This window comes from Priestia aryabhattai B8W22, from assembly GCF_000956595.1.
GTDB classification, from domain to species: Bacteria; Bacillota; Bacilli; order Bacillales; family Bacillaceae_H; genus Priestia; species Priestia aryabhattai.
The window spans coordinates 35655-52489 of record NZ_JYOO01000012.1; the positions used below are offsets into that span (position 1 = coordinate 35655).

Consider the following 16835-nt stretch of genomic DNA (forward strand, 5'->3'; position numbering starts at 1 on the left):
CCTCTTTTATGGTTTAAGTCTTTCACCGTTATTGTGAATAACTTCCAATTTAATATTCTTATATTTATCAGCAAATTCAGCTATTACTTTGCTACAACTATCACACGTATCTAGTTCTGTGAATAACTTAATTTCACCAGTAGCATTTACATCATTACCCAGTTTTAAAGCAATTTCATTCAAAATCTTATACTCTGTGTCAGAATCTCGCATATAAGGTTTTCCATCCTTACCAGGTGCTAGAGATGCCTCAAAAATTGGCTCATTTGGTTTTAATGAAATTTCAGGAACTTTTTCTTCTAAATTCCCTTTAAATTCATCTATTTTACTTGAAGCATAAAACTCCTTTTTGTTTAAACTATTAACATCCACCTCTGCAAGGGCAAAATTACCAGCTTTTTTATATTTACTTGATAAATTCCCTCTTAGCTCTTTCACTCTATCAATTATATGTGCTTCCGCAACTGAATCTATTTGTCTGGTTGGATACACTTTTCCCGTACCCTTAGCAACAGCTTCCTGATCATAAACCCCTTCAACATTCGCTTTACTATCAGGATTTTCCACTTTCTCCAACGCTTTCGACTGACCTTTTGAAACATTCTCCATCTTATACGTCGTTAACCCATGTAACTCTTCACCCAAGGTCTGTCGAGGTAACGTCTCTCCTATCCCTACCAGTTGAGGTTGAGGACGTAAAGTCGGCATCTCCGCATCTAGTAAAGGTTTGATCTGCTTTTGAAACGGTTCATACACCTTCTTCGACCAATTGCTTGCTGCTTTTGGGCTGACGACATTTCGCATATCGCTTAATGTTTTGGTCGCTTTATGGGCAGGTACACGCGGAACGTTTGTTATTTTTGGAACGGATTTTACCGCTCCTGCGGGTTTCGCTCCTCCAATGACGCTCGCAAACAGAAACATGCTGTTTTCCCAGTGCTCTTTTGAAAGAGGTTTGTCCGGATTAAGTGCCTGCTGCCCTACATCTAAGAGTCCCATCGTTGCGTGATTGACAAAGTCATACGGTGAATCAAACGATTTTTCCCCTCGTTCATTCAACTCCTCTTTGAAGGAAACAGCTCCATCAAATCCGCCCATCGTTATATAGTTTCCAAAGTCATACAAGGAGTTGTACCGTTTATCTGCTCTCTCCCCCATACCGGCCCAAACGTCTTGTGCTACGCCTTTAGTACCCGTAACTGTGCCTTTTGCTAAGGTGACAGCACCTTCTCCTACGTCCTTGACTACAGCTTTTATACCGGTTTCTTCTTTTTTAGCCGCAGGGTTCTCGCAGATTTCTGTAAAGTCAAAGGATTCAGCAGTTTTTTCAGGTGTCACATCTCTAACCTGACCCTGACTCATCACCGACTGCATAAGCATTCCCTCAACGCCCGTAGCGTTTTGAAGAATCTGTTGAGACGCTAGCATGCCCACAGTTGAAGAATCGTTGAGCGCCTGCAGGTATGGACTTTTTTCAAGTTCCACTGCTTTCTCTGCAGGTGACAGTTCCGCTAGTTTTTTCATGTTAGCAGGTGCTGTATCCTGCTGAATTTGCGTTAGCACTTCTCTTATGTAAGGCGAGTTTTTTTCAAGCTTGTGAATTTCTTTTAACTGTTCAGCAGGCGTCATCGCCTGAAGCTGAATCAGTTTTTCAAGGCCTACTTCCTTTATCACTTTCTCTTGTTTTTCTTTTCTTGTCAAGGTTGTTTGAATGCCTTTTTCAAGAACCGAGACGCCTCCTGAATGGGTCATCGCTTTTTTCGCCAACGCACTCAGCTCACTTACATTGCCCGGCTGAATGGAACCATTTTGAAACCCAGCTTTCACTTTAGAAAGCAGCGAGTTTAAAGACGTCAGCTGATCTTGAATGGCTGAAAGGCTTTGCGTTTGCTGTTCGTCAAAACGGACTAAATCGTTCATCGTTTTGTCCGCTTTGTGTTTTGCTTGTTCTACTTCTGTTAAAAAACCTTGATCGTTAAGCGCTGAAACAGAAGCAAGGTGACTGATTTTTTGAATCGCTGCATTCGCTTGATCGACAAGCGAAACGGTTGTATTTCTTGTTTGATTTAAATGCGCAGGAATAGTGTCTTGCAGAAAGGGCTGCGTGATGTAGCCTTCTTCGCTCGGTTCGAATGAGCGCAGGGCATGTATGATTTGAGTTAGTCGAGCTTCATAGGAAGTGAGTAATGAATGATACAGCGTTAAAAAAGAAGCATGTCCCGTTTCGTAAAAAGACCGAATCGCTTCTCCTCCTTTTCCTTTAAACGCATCATCTAAGCTTGAAAATGCCTGAACCTGTGAAATCAGGCTCTGAATTTGTTCTTTTTGACTTTTAATAGAGTCTAAGATAGCTTGAATATTTTCGTGAAAAGCATCGACATCAAGTGTTTTCAATAATCTGTAACCTCCTAGCTGTATCGATGTAGAAAAACAACAAACGGTTAACGAACAACCGCCCGTCATTTTTCTAAACCTAAGCGGATGCTCCTCTTTACAAGGCTTGCATCATCCTCTAAATAAAACCTTTTTATTTTATTTGAATGCTAAATTCATGGTGTTTGAAAGGTTGTTTTTGATAGCTTTATATAAAATATGAACATTATTTAGCGGCGTTTGCAGCTTTTTCATCTGCTTCTTTTATGGACTGCACGGATTTTTTGGTGGCGTTCAAATCATCGAGGAGCGTTTGCTTGTAGTCCACAATTAACGTTTGCAGCTGCTGGTTCAGCTGGTTTAATTCATCGAGCACCGCTAGATCTTGTCCGCTTCCTACGTGAAACGGAAAAAGCGGCTGAAACTGCTGCGCAGCAGCGCTTAGATCACTAAGCGTTCTATTAATTTCACCATCTATTACTTTAATTTCGTCTGCCATATTGCATCACACCTTATCTTTTGCTTCGTCTTCTTGCATTTTAATGGCGCGTTCCATCCCTTGTATATCCGATTGAAGCGCCGTAATTTTTGCATCAATTGTCGTAAGGGCATCCGTCAGCTGACGGGTCAGCAAATCATCGTATTCATCTAACATAGCCGTACGAATGTCTTCAAACCCAACAGCAAGGCTGCCTGACCAAGTGGCGGAAGTGAGCTCTGGTTCTTTTACCTTTTCCTTTGCACGTTCAAGCTCTCCTTTGACTTCCGTTAACGTGTTTTTACTAGCGGTAAGCTGCTGGATATCTTCATGTGTCTGCTTCACTTGGGTATACAGATGAGCAACAAACATCTCATTCATATGATGACACTTCCTTTATATCTATCTCTTGATTCTTCTAACAGTAATTCCCTTTTATAGCATATCAAATAAAGAAAGAGAGCACATCGGCATGTTTTCTTATATTTTTTGGGAATAATGTAGGTTTTTAGTTCAATACCCAATCTTCAGGATAAAATAACCAAAACTATCTTACCATTGACAATTTATCAAGATTTTTGGACTACTTCACTTGTTATTTCCATGCCACTAAAAGGCCTTTTTACACAATTTTTTTGTTAAAACGCATTCATTCTTTCTATTTCCAAATATTTAAACATGCGCTAGTATATACATAATATAAAGAGGAGGTTGAGTATGAGAGAAAAGCTCGTAAGACTCGGTTATTTACTGGGATTGGCTCTTGTTTTGTCCGGCATTTTATATTTTTTCGCATCGAACTGGCAAGGCTTTGACCGCTACACTAAAATTGCGCTGAGTGTGGGGCTGATGCTGCTGTTTTACGGAAGTGCATTTTCGGTGCGAAAGCTGCTTCCTCAGCAGGCGTTTTTAAGTCACTGGACGCTTTTGGCCGGCGCTCTTTCATTTGGATTAAGCATCGCGCTTCTTTCTCAAATTTACAACACGCACGCTGAATCGTACTGGCTGTTTTTAATTTGGCTTGTGCCAGTTATTTTGTTTAGCTTTTTTACAAAGTATCAGCCGTTTTATGTGTTATCGTTTGTTTTATTTCAATTCACCATGGCTTTTTTTATTTCACCAACAGGCGCAGTCTCACAGCGAGGCGAACACGAGACGCTTTTACTTTACGCAGGAATGGCGTTTGTGAACTTACTCATCTTTTGGATCATAAAAAAGAAACAACGCTCGTCTCCTGTGATCATGTATGCGGCGTTTTGTTTGTTTCACTACATTTTTTTAACTGTTTCCCTGCCGGATTTCACAGGCAGCTCTAGCTTACGGATTGGTCTTATTATTTTTTATTTGCTGTTTTTACTAAGCTCCTTTTTTTATTTTTCAAAAGTGGAGCCGCAAAGGTCATTTTTAGGGATTTCCATTGTGGCATTTGCTTTATTTGTTATTGAACAGTTTTTCTCTTTTATTTTTAAACACTACGCTGAATGGTCGCTGTTTTTAGCTTTAGGGTTCGTGATTTTGTTTATTGGTGCAAGCGTGTGGTTTGTCAAATGGCTCACTGCCAACACTTCAGCACAAAAAACCTCGCTCCGCGTGATCAAACGTATAGCGGTGATTGGGATTACGGCCATTGCATCGGTAATCGGCAGCAGCTCTTTAGGAGGACTTGTCACACTTATTACAGGAACGTACCCAACAAACGGAATGCTTGTGATTGGCGTTTTGCTGATTGTGGCATGTTATTTAATTAAAGCAGATATTCCAACGGTAAAATATACGCTTTTAATGATGGGCGTATTAATTAGCGGCGGCGCTTCTTTTTTTGTGAACGACATTCCGTTTTTTATCTACGTCATCGCACTTGTAGCGCTTTTAGTATTCACGAAGCATACGCCCGTTCGCCTGTTGCTTTTTGTGCTAGTGCAAGGGCTCCTGTTAATAAAGGTTCCGACTGCTTACTATGACACTATCAAAATAGATTATGTGCTGCTCGCTTTGTTTCTATTAAATGCCGCTGTGTACGCGATAAACGTACACCACGCGTTTAAAAAAGCAGCACTGCTTCTTGCTTTTATCTTTTTACTGTCGCTGACTGAATTAAGCGAACCTTCTTTTTTAAATATTATTTACTGCACGGTGTTTTTTGTAATTTCGACCGTCTTTTTATTTGTGACGGTACGAAAAGAGCCAAAATATGATTTTATTGTTGGCATGATTTTCTGGTTTGTTTTTTTAGCGATGAAATATTACGACTTTGTGTGGGATTTATTTAATAAATCACTTGTGCTCGTTATTTTAGGTCTGATCTTTCTTTTCTTAAGCAGGAAATGGGACCTGTCAACGCCTGATCAGCCCCAGCCGTCGTTTCTTGACCGCAGCCGAACCGCTGTATGGATCATCATTCTTGTTCAGCTTATTATGCTGGGCGGCATTTTCACTAAAAACGAAGTGCTTCTTCAAAACGGAAAAGAAATTAAGCTCGCTTTACAGCCGATCGATCCACGCTCGCTGCTGCAAGGCGATTACGTTGAGCTGAATTACGACATTGCGCACGTTACCTTACCTCATGTAAAAGACGGTGAAAAAGTGAAGCTCGTTCTTCGCCCTAACAAACAAGGTGTGTATGAATACACAAAAATCTACCAAGCGGATGATGACTGGAATAAGCCGTATACTTCTAAAAAGAAAGACGTTGTCATTACGGGCAGCTATCACGACTGGGGAATTCAGTACGGCATTGAACATTACTTTATTCCAGAAGGAACCGGCAGCAAAGTGGAAAGCGAAGCTCGTTTTGCTACTGTACGCGTTGGAAAAAACGGAGATGCCATTGTTACAAAAGTAGGACAAAATAAAAAAACAGCCGCTTCAACATTGAAGCGGCTGTTTTTTTGTTTTAATTGATAAATACGCCGGTGATCATCGTTAAAATAAGAAGCACAAAGAAAATAATGATTCCATAGCCAATCTATTTTATTCTTTTGGGCGTTCCTTTTACATTCATATCCGTTATTTTTCCTTCAATACGCTTTTGATGTTCAGTAACATCATTGTATTCATTGTTAGGCGAAGTGATATTACCCTTCCTTTCTATTTAATCGTTTTCTTTCTTCTAACAGCTCTTCATATCTTTTTTCAAGCAGCTGCTTTTCTTTTCCTTCTGGCGTGATAGAAAGCTCGCTAATCACTTTTGTTAATTGTAATTGAAGCGCAAGTTTCTCCGCTTCATTTTGCTGCTGTGACGCTTTTTTGCTTTTACCCGTATCTTCAATCGCCGCGAGCTCCGCTTTAGACTGTTTTAACGTCAAAACATGCGTCGCAAGCTTTTTAACAAAATAGCGGTCGTGCGTCACAAATAAAATCGTCCCTGGATAAGCTTTTAACACTTCTTGAAGCGCTTCTTTTGTATGAAGATCAAGATAGTTGGTCGGTTCATCTAAAAGAAGAACATTATAATTTCCTAAAAAGACTTTTGCTAATGCCGTTTTGACTCGTTCTCCTCCGCTTAGCATCTCTACTTTTTTATACACGTCTTCACGTTTAAAAAGTAAGCGCGATAGCACCGTACGAATAAACTGCTCGGTGTACGGACTGTCTTCTTTAACGTTTTCTAAAATGCTTTTAGCGGGATTTAGATTTTCAAGGCGCTGATGGAAAAAGCCGAGTTTTACAGGCTTCGCAACCATGATTCCTTCTGTTCGCTGCTCAATCATATTCAGCAGCGTAGATTTTCCGGCGCCGTTTTTGCCGACAATCGCTACTTTCGCTCCTGGCTTCACACCGCCTTTTAGGTTTTGAAACAAGATATGATTACCAGCTGATGCTGAGACTTTGTCAAAGCTTAGTACCTGCTTGCTGTGCACTTGGTGAAACTGCGATAAATCAAAATGAATTTCTTCCATTTCTTTTGGCTTTTCTTTTTTCTCCAGCTTTTCAATTCTTGTTTCAATCGCTTTTGCGCTTCTGTCTAGCTTCGCTTTTTGTTTTCCGACCGCTCGCTTATGAAGTCTCGCTTCAGAGTTGCCCATGCGGCTCGGCGCTTTTTTAAGCGACTTTGATTTTTGGCTTTTTTCTTCAGACGCCAGTTCAAGCCGCTGCTTTTCTTTTACATACTGTTCATATTCAAACTGCTGTCTTTCAACTGCGTGTTTTTTTTGCGTCACATATTCTTGATAATTGCCTTCATAACAGTGAATTTTGCCGCCTTCTACTTCCCAAATAGATGTACAAAGGCGGTTTAATAATTCTCGGTCATGTGAAATCAGCAGCAGACTGCCTGTAAAAGACTTCATTTCTTCTTCAAATTTCTCTACGCCTTTTACATCTAAGTGGCTGGTTGGCTCATCGGCTGCAAGCAGTTCTGCGCCGGATGAAAGAGCAGCTGCAATTTTCTTTCTTGTTTCTTCTCCTCCGCTAAGAAAGTCCGCTTCAGTTGGCACACTCCACTGACTTTTCATCTCAGGAGAAACGGCAGATGTAGGTTGAACATCAATCTGCGGAATCAGTGCGGCACGGCCATATGTTTGCACAATCCCTTGATCTGGACTCATTTTTTTCATTAAAATATGAAGCAACGTCGATTTGCCTTCTCCGTTTTTTCCCACAATTCCAATTCGCTCTCCGCGATGTACTTGAAGTTTCTCTGCTTGAAACAGCAGGCGATCTCCATAGCTTTTTTCAATATTTATAGCTTCTAACAATAACATAAAAAAACCTCCCTAGGATTTCTAGAGAGGATTAGAGGTCATAATTAGGCATACGCAAATATGCACCCTTTTATAGAGTAAAAAAAGGGAGAAATCACTTCATATAAGACATATAGAAATGGCACCTAAAAATGTACAGACTAATCCTATCTAGACAAATGTTCATTTAAAATAAAGTTTTAAAAGAATGTCTAAAAAAATAGGATTACTTATCCATTGTCTACGGTACCTTTCCTTTCTTAGTATAAAATGACTTGCTTCTTACAGTGTATGACGAACATTTTTAAATGTCAATATCCATTTGGATGATATTCCCTTCTTTTCCTACGTACAAAAGATCCTCAGCTGATCTCAGCCGAGGATTCTTTTATTACACGTATTGGTTCACTTTCCCTGTAAAATCAGGCAGCCACTCGCCGTGTGCTTCAATTAAATCATCGCACATACGAATGATGTCATCCATAGATAATTCCGCATTTGTATGAGGATCTAGCATCGCAGCTTGGTAGATGTGCTCTTTTTTTCTAGTGACAGCTGCTTCAATAGTTAATAATTGCGTATTAATATTCGTGCGATTTAACGCCGCAAGCTGCTCTGGTAAGTCTCCTACATAAGTCGGCATAATGCCGCTTCGGTCTACAACACATGGAACTTCTACGCACGCTTTTGTCGGCAGGTTACTAATTAAGCCTCCGGTATTTAATACGTTACCCGCAAATTTAAACGGCACGTTTGTCTCCATTGCTTCAATAATTCTAGAGCCGTACTCATGTGAACGTGTATGAGTTAACTGGCTGTTGTTAACCATTTCTTCTCTCATTGATTCCCAATTGCTAATTTGCTCTTCGCATCGGCGCGGGTATTCATCAAGAGGGATGTTAAACTGATCAACAAGATTTGGATATTTATGTTTAATAAAGTATGGATGATACTCTGCGTTATGCTCAGACGATTCGGTAATATAATAACCGAACTTATCCATTAGCTCAAAACGCACCATATCGTGATGCTTTGTTCTTTGTTTTTCTTTTGCCAGACGCTTTATTTCTGGGTATAAGTCTTGTCCATCTCTTTTTACTTCTAGCAGCCATGCCATATGGTTAATGCCTGCGATTTTCTCTTGTATTCCTTCATGATCCATTCCAAGAGAATCAAATAAATCTTTTGTACATACTTGAACACTGTGACAAAGGCCTACCGTCTTTACATTGGTATAGCGCAGCATTGCACCCGTTAGTGTTGCCATTGGATTGGTGTAATTTAAAAACAGCGCATCTGGACATACTTCTTCAATATCTTTTGCAAAATCAAACAGCACAGGAATCGTGCGCAGTGATCTGAAGATTCCTCCAATTCCTACTGTATCTCCAATCGTCTGACGCAAGCCGTATTTTTTAGGAATTTCAAAATCAATGACGGTGCTCGGTTTATAACCCCCTACTTGAATGGCGTTAATCACGTACTTTGCTCCTGTTAAAGCTTCTCTGCGGTTCAAATAGGCTTTAACCGTAATATTCAATTTATAGTTTTCTTTTAGATTGTTTAGCATATTTTCCGAATCTCTTAAACGCTCAGCATCTATATCGTATAGCGCAAATTCAAAGCCAGCTAAAGCAGGCACAAACATGCAGTCTCCTAAAATATTTTTTGCAAAAACTGTACTTCCCGCTCCGATAAATGTGATTTTAGACATCGTCATCTTCCTTCCTCGTATTGGTTTTATCCTTTTACAGATCCTGATGAAAGCCCTGCAATAAAGTATTTTTGTAGCACTAAAAATAAAATGGTCATTGGAAGCATCGCAATAATCGCAGCCGCTCCTACTAAGCTAAGATTATTTTGATTTTCGGCAAAAAAGCTTGCTAACGTAACGGTTAATGTATGCATTTCCTTATCTTGAAGGAAGAAAATTGCAAACTGATAGTCGTTCCAAATATAGACGCTGGCAATAATTAAAATGGATGCAGTAACAGGCTTTAGCAGCGGAAATACGATTTTAAAGAAAATCGTTAACGTGCCGGCCCCGTCAATTCTTGCTGCTTCCTCGAGCTCTTTAGAAATAGTGGAGCGAATGAAGCTCGCATACAAAAAGATCGTTAGCGGCAAAAATGCTGCAACATTGTTTAAAATAGCAATTTGGTACGTGTTCATCATCCCCATATTCACAACCATTTTGTACAGCGGAACTAACGCTGTTAGAGGCGGTATTACCATCACGGCGATAAAGATAAAATAGACGTACTTATTTAGTTTCGTCTGGCGGCGCGCTAGAGGATACGCAGCCATTGATCCTAAAACAATAAGCAGAACCGCCGAAACGAACGTAATGATAAACGTATTCATAAAAGAACTGCCTAAATTCGCTTGCTCCCAAGCCGCTGTGAAATTTTCAAGGTGTATGCTTTTTGGAAATACCCATTTGGAACTAAAATCCCCGGTTGCTTTTAAAGAAGTCGTAACTAGAATATAAAAAGGGACAATATGAACGAGAGTTATACAAAGAGCTAGAAAGGTAAAAAATCGTTTTTTCCGTTTATTTGTATAGTCCATCACGCTTCTGTCTCCTTTCGTTTAAAGTACACAAGTGCTGATAAGCTAATGACTAAAATAATGAGCGCCATGCACACACCTTGAGTTGCTGCATAGCCGGCGTCTTGTCTTCTAAAATATAAGTCATACATAAAAGTAGACATCGACTGCGATGCATCTCCAGGCCCTCCTCCTGTCAGCGCAACAATGACGTCAAACAATTTTAAACCTCCGATAATATTTAAAACGACGTTAATTGTAATCGAAGGCATAAGCAGTGGAAGCGTGATGTTTTTAAACTGCTGAAGAGCCGATGCTCCGTCAAGCTGCGCTGCCTCGTAATAATCTTTTGAAATACTTTGCAGCCCCGCTAAATAAATAATCATCGCAATTCCAACGAATTGATACGTATTGACGAACACGATAATCCAAGAGTTAAGCTCTGGAGTTCCCAAAGCATTAATTTTCTCAAAGCCTAAAAATACAAGAAGGTCATTTAAAGCGCCTCCTTGGTAGGCAAAAAAGAAGTACCAGATATACCCCATAATAATTGGGCTGATAATAACTGGAAGATAGACAATTGTTCTTGTTACAGCTTTCATTTTAATGCTTTGATTCAGAAGCAAAGCGTATAACAAGCCAATAATGTTTTGGAAAATTGTACTGCCTATTCCGTAGAGCAGCGTATTTTTTATCACAAGCCAGGTCGTTGGATCTGCAAGCAAACGTTTATACTGCTGGAGCCCAATCCAATCGTACGTTTGTGAAAATCCATTCCAATTAGTAAAGGAAAGTCTAATTCCGTTAATAAAAGGATAGATAATAAAAACGGTGATAATTACTAAGCCGGGAAGGTACATCCACCATAAAGAGGACTCTGTTTTTAATTTTTTCTTTCGTTTTTCCGTATCTCTTACTACAGAAACCGGCTCTTTCCTGACTAATTCATTCATCGTGTTCACTCCTATTTCAGCTTGTGTTGAAAAGAAGCAGAAACCTATCTCCCTGCTTCTTAGCGAACAAGGAACTTTTGCACACTATTTTATTGTTTACTGAGACGCTTGTACTCTTTTTCCATCTCTTTTGATAATTGCTTTGGCGTTAAACTTCCCGCTAGCAATTCTTGACCTGTAGAAGACATCACTGCCCACATGCCGCTCGGTAAATACTTCCGGTCGAAGTATGGCTCAACTTTAATATCGCTATACTTATCGTAGTATTCAGAGTAGTAGTTTTGGGTTTTATTGTTTGTCAGAGCCGATGCTGAAGACGTTCCTTCGGCAATCTTTTTGGCAACTTCCGGCTGTGACACAAATTCAATAAATTTTTTCGCTTCTTTAAGGTGCTTAGAATCCTTCCACGCAGCAAGGGTAAAGCGCTCTCCGCCAATCCAGCTTTGCGTGCCCCCTTTATGAATAGCAGGCACCGGTACCGTTCCTACTTTTACTTCAGGATTTAATTCTGTTGCATCCGGTCCAAGAGATCCGCCCACAAATGTGAAAGCAATTTTATTTTGAGCCATTAATTCCGTTGCTTGAGATACTTTTGCGGTTAATACATCTTCATTCAGCAGCCCTTTTTTCTTCATTTCTGCCATTGTTTCTGCTAGCGGCGTGTAGTTTGACCAATTGAATGTCCCTTTTTCCAACTGCTTAGCGTAGTTCTTATTTTTTGCTGTAATAAGCTGAGGTGTAGCCAGCTGATCAAACACTTGAGCAATATTGCCATTTTCCCCTCCTGGGATCCATAGAGGCGCTACTTCTCCTTTGCTCTTCTTTTTTACTGTTTCTAATGCTGTTATAAATTCATCCATTGTATTAGGAGGCTTTATTCCGTATTTTTCTAACAGCGTCGCATTATAGCTAATTCCGTCTTTTGCTTGATTTAAAGGATACGCATACACTTTGCCGCTTTTATCTTTTAAAATTTGATTTAGCGCCGGATCCAAATGCTGAACCCAATCCATATCTTTTAAATCTGCTACATACTCCCCGTAGCGAAGCTGAGACCAGCCGTGCGTATCAAATAAATCCGGCATATCATTTGCACCCATTTTCACACGAAGCATATCTTCATAGCCGTTACCCGGAAAATTCGCATCAATTTTAATATCTGGATTTTGTTTTTCAAACTCTGCAATTGCGTTTTGAAGCGCTTTTCTCTCGCCTTTATTACTCATCGTAGAAAAAAGCGTTAACGTTGTTTTCCCATTTCCGCCTGTTGCCGCTTCTTTATTTCCGCAGCCCGCTGCCACAACAGAAAAGACTAGTAATAGAACGAAAAGATACGTAAGCTTTTTCATTTATCTTCTTTCCTCCTCATACTCTATTAAGTTATAAATAACTGAATATTCAGTATTTTAATCATAGACAAATTCATTGCACAACGAAATAAAGTCACTTATAATTTAATCCTATACTTTTACAAAGGTTCAAAGAGTCCTAGAGATGAAAAAGCTTTTTCATTTACATACTTATCTGCCAATAAGTATGTAGTTTCTAGGGCTTTTTAGCCTGCTTTTTTTATGATTTTTTCTATTTTTCTTCCCCCTTACCACTCTTTATGTATGAATTCTGCTTTTTTATCACCCCCTTTCGAGTTATAGCTTTTAGGTTACTGCTTCTTGAGTAAAGCTCCACAGCTTTCACGGTAAATTAATTTAGTCGGCATCATGACTTTTAAAGGAATAGACCTGCCGCTTAGCCGATCTACTAGCATTTTAACAGCCTGCCTTCCCATTTCTTCGGTATATACTTTAACCGTGGTGAGCGGCGTGCTCGCAAATGCTGCGACATCCACATCATCAAAGCTTACAATCGCTACGTCTTCAGGAACCTTTATATTTGATTGCTGCAAGGCACGCATTGCTCCTATCGCCATTGCATCACTTGCGATAAAAAATGCCTCAGGAAGATTTCCTTGCTTAATCGCTTGTCCCATCAGCTCATATCCTTCATTCATTGAATATTCGCCGACATAAACTTTCTCAGAATCGAGCAGGCCTTTTTCATGCATAACGCGTTCAAAAACCGTTTGACGCTGATCTTCAATAATAGAACTTCCATTGATATAATGTTCTCTTTCTGTCCCTCCGATATAGCCAATTCTTTTATAACCGAGGTCAAATAAATGATTTAATGCATGTTTAGTAGCTTTCTCAAAATCAATCCTGACCGAATCGTACAAATCCTCATCCGCTTTGTGATTGATAAAAACAATAGTATCTAAATGATTGCTCACTTCTTGAACCGTTTCTGGACTAACTCTTCCCACTACAATTACTCCATCAAGATCCTGCAGCAGCTCTTCTTGCTTCATACCTTTTAGTCTAAATGACTTTACTGTAAAAATTTCTTTTTCTGCGCATTCACTCTCTATTCCATGGCGAATAGAAGAGAAAAAAGGGTCTACTAGCTCTTCTTCAAGGGATTGAGCAAAAATAATACCTATCCTTGGAGCTTCTATGTCTTTTCCGTTTGCCGTTCCTTTTCGTATCTTCACAGGCGTATATTGCAGCTCCTTGGCTGCATGAAGAATGCGCTCACGAGTAACCTCAGATACAGAAAGCGTATGATCATTATTTAGTACTCTGGATACGGTTGAACTGGAAACATTAGCGTACGCCGCTATATCTTTTAAAGTTGCCATCTTTTTACCTCTCTATTATAATCTTCTATTTTTACTAAATATTTATCTCTTATATTGGAAGAATAGCACATTAATAAAACGCTTTCAATAAATAATTTTAAAATTTCAGTAAATTTACTAAAATATTCCCCAAAATTCTTCATTTCTTTTGTTAGTCCCACCGTTAAAATGACAAAAAAGCCGCTATTACTACTTTGTCTTTATCACACCGCACTAAAACTTAAGTAAACTTTTAGTAAACATTAATTTTCGTAATAATTTGTTCATATTTGATATAAAACGGTTTGTTGGGGAAAATAAAAGGAGAAATACTGATAAGGAAAGAGAGAGCCTATGATTAGCCAACATTCTTATTTTCAACAATGTCTGCCTGCCCTTCAACAATTGCATAATATGAATTTCACGAAAGAACAGCTGTTGCAAAAAGACTTTTTAATCGGACAAGAACATGAACTAAGCATGTACTACTCGCCCCATAACGATTACATAAATCCGGACGCTCATATTATTATTGCCGGCATCACACCAGGCTGGTTTCAAATGAAAACCGCTTTTAAACAATGCGTTTCCAGCCTGTCCCATCATCATCCGCTTGAACAAGTACTGTACGAAACAAAAAAAGCCGCTAGCTTTAGCGGAACGATGAGAGTAAATTTAATAGACATGTTAAATCGATGCGGCGTTCAAAAAGCGATCGGTATGGACAGTGCCGCTGATTTATTTGCTTCACAGCGAGATATGCTGCATACAACGTCCGTACTGAAATATCCCGTATTTTACAAAGGAAAAAACTATACGGGTCATCAGCCCCCAATTGAACGCTCAGCGCTTCTTTCGCACTATGCTTTTGAAGTGTTCCCACAGGAATTGAACAAAATAAAGAATCCGTGCTTAATCGTTCCGCTAGGAAAAGCAGTTGAAAATGTTTTAAGAAAACTTTCGGGTGAACCTTCGTTTTCTCGGCATACGTATTTATTTGGCTTTCCTCATCCATCTGGAGCAAACGGACATCGAAAACGGATATTTGAAGAACACCTAGGTGAATTTACGGAAATTGTGGAGGGGTGGGCTGTAAACAGAAGGAGTTGAAAACGACCTTTAGCTCTTTCTGTTTGCAACATCTCCTTCTTTTTCTTCTAGTTCTCGTTCGTTTTGCTCTTCATGAAACTCTTCTTCTGTTTGTGCAGCAAGATAGTCAAACGGCGTATAGTAATTACGAGGAAGCTTTCGGTGCCAAACTGTTTTAACAATAATAATCATCAGCGGAATACTCACCGTTAAAATAGCGACTAAAACTAGTAGCGAAAAAATCATAAATTATTTCCTCCTGCTTTATAAACCGTTCCTCCTGGAACAACAAAACGGATACCCTACACCCATTCACTTATATTCAATCTACATTTACCGCCATCAGTATACGAGATTCATGAGTGACAAAACCGTTTTTTTCAAAAAAACGTTCTGGTTTGCCTTGGCCTCTTTCAGTAGAAACGTAGACTTCTTTCACTTCTTTTTGTATAAGTAACTCGTTAAGGAAAGATAAAAGACTCGTTCCTATGCCAGTTTGCTGAGTGTTGCTTAACACACAAATTTCATTTACATAAAACGTCTTATAGTTCGCCCACTGTTCTTCATTTCCTACTATAAATCCTATGAGTTTATTATTTTCACTGTGAAAGTAACCTATCCCTATGTAACCTGGAGTTTTACTGATATCGTATAAACGAGCGTAAGCAGTGTTTATACTCCAAGGCTCATTCCACGGTGACCCACTAAAAACATTTGTATAGATAATTGCTGCTTCTTCTAATTCTTTATCCCTTAGTAAACGAACTTGACTTTTCATCATGTTACTCCTTTTCCTATCAACTTTCTTGAAATTCATTTACACACAAAACATTCCAGTTATTGGTTGATTATAACATTTATAGACATAGAACGAATAAATTAGTTATCGTTCTTCGCTGTACTAGAAAAAGGAGATCCCATGTTCGGACTCCTTTTCTTGGATACACTTTATTTTTTTATACTTGAATTAATAGATGTATCTATAAAATCATTTACATATTCGCTCATTTCTCTGTACTTCGTCCAATGTAAATAGTGATGTCCTTGTAAAACAACTAGTTTTTGCGACGATACGTGACTTAATTGGTTTTGATAAAACGTAATATTCGATTTTCCTTCTTTTGCTTCTTTATCTATTTTTCTAGTAAAAATCATTACGGGAATCTTTGAAGGAAACGACATATCGAGAGTTTTATTTATATTGTTGTTCAGCTCTTTTGCTTCATCAATGACGTTTTTGTTGTAGCCTTTCCAGCTGGAGATTGCTTTTGTCATTTTTAAATTTTTTGTTGTATACGTTCCTTCTTCGGCTAGCGGTAGATACTGATTAGGACTAGTAAGCAGGGCTAAGCGAGCAATCCCACTTGGCGCTAAAACACTCATTAAACTTGGTATATTGGGCGCTTCTTCTTTAAAATAATCCAGCGCTTTTGGCAACGTAGGGTCTATTCCAATAATTGCTTTTACTTCACTTGGATATTTGTTAACGTAATACATGCTGTAAACGCCAGAAACCGAGTGCGGCATTAATATATACGGACCCTTTATATTTGATTTTTGCAAAGCTTCTCTCATTTCACTTACATTATTTTCTACTGTGCGCTTTTTATTCGTAATGTCACTCCATCCGTATCCAAATGGTTCTACTACCACAACTTTATTATCCTTCGACAGTTCATTTACTAAGGGTTCAAAATCCAGTGCAGGTGCAGTCGTTCCCAGACCTGTTAGTAGTACAATTGTATTTTCCCCTCTACCTTTTGTATATACATGAATATCTCTGCCATTAACCTCTACTAATTGACCAATAGGAGGGTACTTTTTCTTTTCTACTGCCGTTATAACTTGATTCGTTACAACCCAAATAATGCATATCCCCAATATAGCTACTATCACATTTCGTAGAATTCTCAAGAACCTAAACTTTTTTTGCACGTTTACCTCTCCTTTCCGTAAGTAGCAGTTAGTAAGCCGACGAGAATGCTAGCGAATCTTTGTAACTGCTTACTTACTATGACGCTTCAGAAAACGTTTAG

At 39.1% G+C, this 16835-nt stretch carries 14 protein-coding genes; 2 read left to right on the forward strand and 12 right to left on the reverse strand.

Annotation, left to right across the window (positions count from 1 at the left end; translation table 11 throughout):
* Positions 1-6: 6 nt before the first annotated feature.
* The 3 genes from N178_RS25930 to N178_RS11270 form a co-directional block, all read right to left on the reverse strand.
* Positions 7-2394, reverse strand: coding sequence for a T7SS effector LXG polymorphic toxin (locus N178_RS25930; RefSeq protein ID WP_160297356.1), 2388 nt, complete (start codon positions 2392-2394; stop codon positions 7-9).
* Positions 2395-2599: 205 nt separating this feature from the next.
* Positions 2600-2872 carry a DUF5344 family protein gene (locus N178_RS11265; RefSeq protein WP_045292218.1) on the reverse strand — a complete coding sequence of 91 codons (273 nt, stop codon included), beginning with the start codon at positions 2870-2872 and terminating at the stop codon, positions 2600-2602.
* 6 nt (positions 2873-2878) lie between these two features.
* On the reverse strand, positions 2879-3232 hold the full coding sequence (locus N178_RS11270; RefSeq protein WP_045292219.1) for a YwqH-like family protein: 354 nt from the start codon (positions 3230-3232) through the stop codon (positions 2879-2881).
* A gap of 336 nt (positions 3233-3568) precedes the next feature.
* Here N178_RS11270 and N178_RS11275 point away from each other — a divergent pair, with 336 nt between their 5' ends.
* On the forward strand, positions 3569-5752 hold the full coding sequence (locus N178_RS11275; RefSeq protein WP_045292220.1) for a GDYXXLXY domain-containing protein: 2184 nt from the start codon (positions 3569-3571) through the stop codon (positions 5750-5752).
* Positions 5753-5925: 173 nt separating this feature from the next.
* On the opposite strand, the gene abc-f is transcribed toward N178_RS11275, so the two are convergent.
* The 6 genes from abc-f to N178_RS11305 form a co-directional block, all read right to left on the reverse strand.
* Entirely contained in the window at positions 5926-7554 is a 1629-nt protein-coding gene (abc-f, locus tag N178_RS11280) for a ribosomal protection-like ABC-F family protein (RefSeq protein WP_045292222.1), read from the reverse strand.
* A 370-nt stretch (positions 7555-7924) separates the two neighbouring features.
* On the reverse strand, positions 7925-9247 hold the full coding sequence (melA, locus tag N178_RS11285) for an alpha-glucosidase/alpha-galactosidase (protein WP_045292224.1): 1323 nt from the start codon (positions 9245-9247) through the stop codon (positions 7925-7927).
* A 26-nt stretch (positions 9248-9273) separates the two neighbouring features.
* A complete protein-coding gene (locus N178_RS11290) occupies positions 9274-10104 on the reverse strand; it encodes a carbohydrate ABC transporter permease (RefSeq protein ID WP_045292225.1) in 831 nt (276 codons plus the stop codon).
* Positions 10104-11036 (reverse strand): carbohydrate ABC transporter permease, encoded by a 933-nt coding sequence (locus N178_RS11295; protein WP_016766148.1) that lies wholly within the window; start codon positions 11034-11036, stop codon positions 10104-10106. Before N178_RS11295 ends, N178_RS11290 begins: the two co-directional genes overlap by 1 nt.
* Before the next feature lie 89 nt (positions 11037-11125).
* The gene (locus tag N178_RS11300; protein WP_025751562.1) at positions 11126-12385 is read right to left on the reverse strand and encodes an ABC transporter substrate-binding protein; all 1260 of its coding nucleotides are present in this window, start codon (positions 12383-12385) and stop codon (positions 11126-11128) included.
* 311 nt (positions 12386-12696) lie between these two features.
* Entirely contained in the window at positions 12697-13731 is a 1035-nt protein-coding gene (locus N178_RS11305; RefSeq protein WP_045292227.1) for a LacI family DNA-binding transcriptional regulator, read from the reverse strand.
* A gap of 333 nt (positions 13732-14064) precedes the next feature.
* Here N178_RS11305 and N178_RS11310 point away from each other — a divergent pair, with 333 nt between their 5' ends.
* On the forward strand, positions 14065-14820 hold the full coding sequence (locus N178_RS11310) for a hypothetical protein (protein ID WP_045292229.1): 756 nt from the start codon (positions 14065-14067) through the stop codon (positions 14818-14820).
* Positions 14821-14829: 9 nt separating this feature from the next.
* Here the strand turns inward: N178_RS11310 and N178_RS11315 are convergent, their stop codons facing one another.
* From N178_RS11315 to N178_RS11325, 3 genes are all read right to left on the reverse strand, one after another.
* Positions 14830-15045 (reverse strand): DUF3951 domain-containing protein, encoded by a 216-nt coding sequence (locus N178_RS11315; protein ID WP_045292230.1) that lies wholly within the window; start codon positions 15043-15045, stop codon positions 14830-14832.
* A 76-nt stretch (positions 15046-15121) separates the two neighbouring features.
* Positions 15122-15580 carry a GNAT family N-acetyltransferase gene (locus N178_RS11320; protein WP_237758448.1) on the reverse strand — a complete coding sequence of 153 codons (459 nt, stop codon included), beginning with the start codon at positions 15578-15580 and terminating at the stop codon, positions 15122-15124.
* A 167-nt stretch (positions 15581-15747) separates the two neighbouring features.
* Positions 15748-16641, reverse strand: a complete 894-nt coding sequence (locus N178_RS11325; RefSeq protein WP_045292360.1) for an alpha/beta fold hydrolase — start codon at positions 16639-16641, stop codon at positions 15748-15750.
* Positions 16642-16835 lie beyond the last annotated feature (194 nt).

Bases quoted from the DNA above. Each gene is read 5' to 3' on its own strand.
- N178_RS11265 (WP_045292218.1), bottom strand. From the start codon at position 2,872: ATGGCAGACGAAATTAAAGTAATAGATGGTGAAATTAATAGAACGCTT.
- N178_RS11270 (WP_045292219.1), bottom strand. From the start codon at position 3,232: ATGAATGAGATGTTTGTTGCTCATCTGTATACCCAAGTGAAGCAGACA.
- N178_RS11275 (WP_045292220.1), top strand. From the start codon at position 3,569: ATGAGAGAAAAGCTCGTAAGACTCGGTTATTTACTGGGATTGGCTCTT.
- abc-f (WP_045292222.1), bottom strand. From the start codon at position 7,554: ATGTTATTGTTAGAAGCTATAAATATTGAAAAAAGCTATGGAGATCGC.
- melA (WP_045292224.1), bottom strand. From the start codon at position 9,247: ATGTCTAAAATCACATTTATCGGAGCGGGAAGTACAGTTTTTGCAAAA.
- N178_RS11290 (WP_045292225.1), bottom strand. From the start codon at position 10,104: ATGGACTATACAAATAAACGGAAAAAACGATTTTTTACCTTTCTAGCT.
- N178_RS11295 (WP_016766148.1), bottom strand. From the start codon at position 11,036: ATGAATGAATTAGTCAGGAAAGAGCCGGTTTCTGTAGTAAGAGATACG.
- N178_RS11300 (WP_025751562.1), bottom strand. From the start codon at position 12,385: ATGAAAAAGCTTACGTATCTTTTCGTTCTATTACTAGTCTTTTCTGTT.
- N178_RS11305 (WP_045292227.1), bottom strand. From the start codon at position 13,731: ATGGCAACTTTAAAAGATATAGCGGCGTACGCTAATGTTTCCAGTTCA.
- N178_RS11310 (WP_045292229.1), top strand. From the start codon at position 14,065: ATGATTAGCCAACATTCTTATTTTCAACAATGTCTGCCTGCCCTTCAA.
- N178_RS11315 (WP_045292230.1), bottom strand. From the start codon at position 15,045: ATGATTTTTTCGCTACTAGTTTTAGTCGCTATTTTAACGGTGAGTATT.
- N178_RS11320 (WP_237758448.1), bottom strand. From the start codon at position 15,580: ATGATGAAAAGTCAAGTTCGTTTACTAAGGGATAAAGAATTAGAAGAA.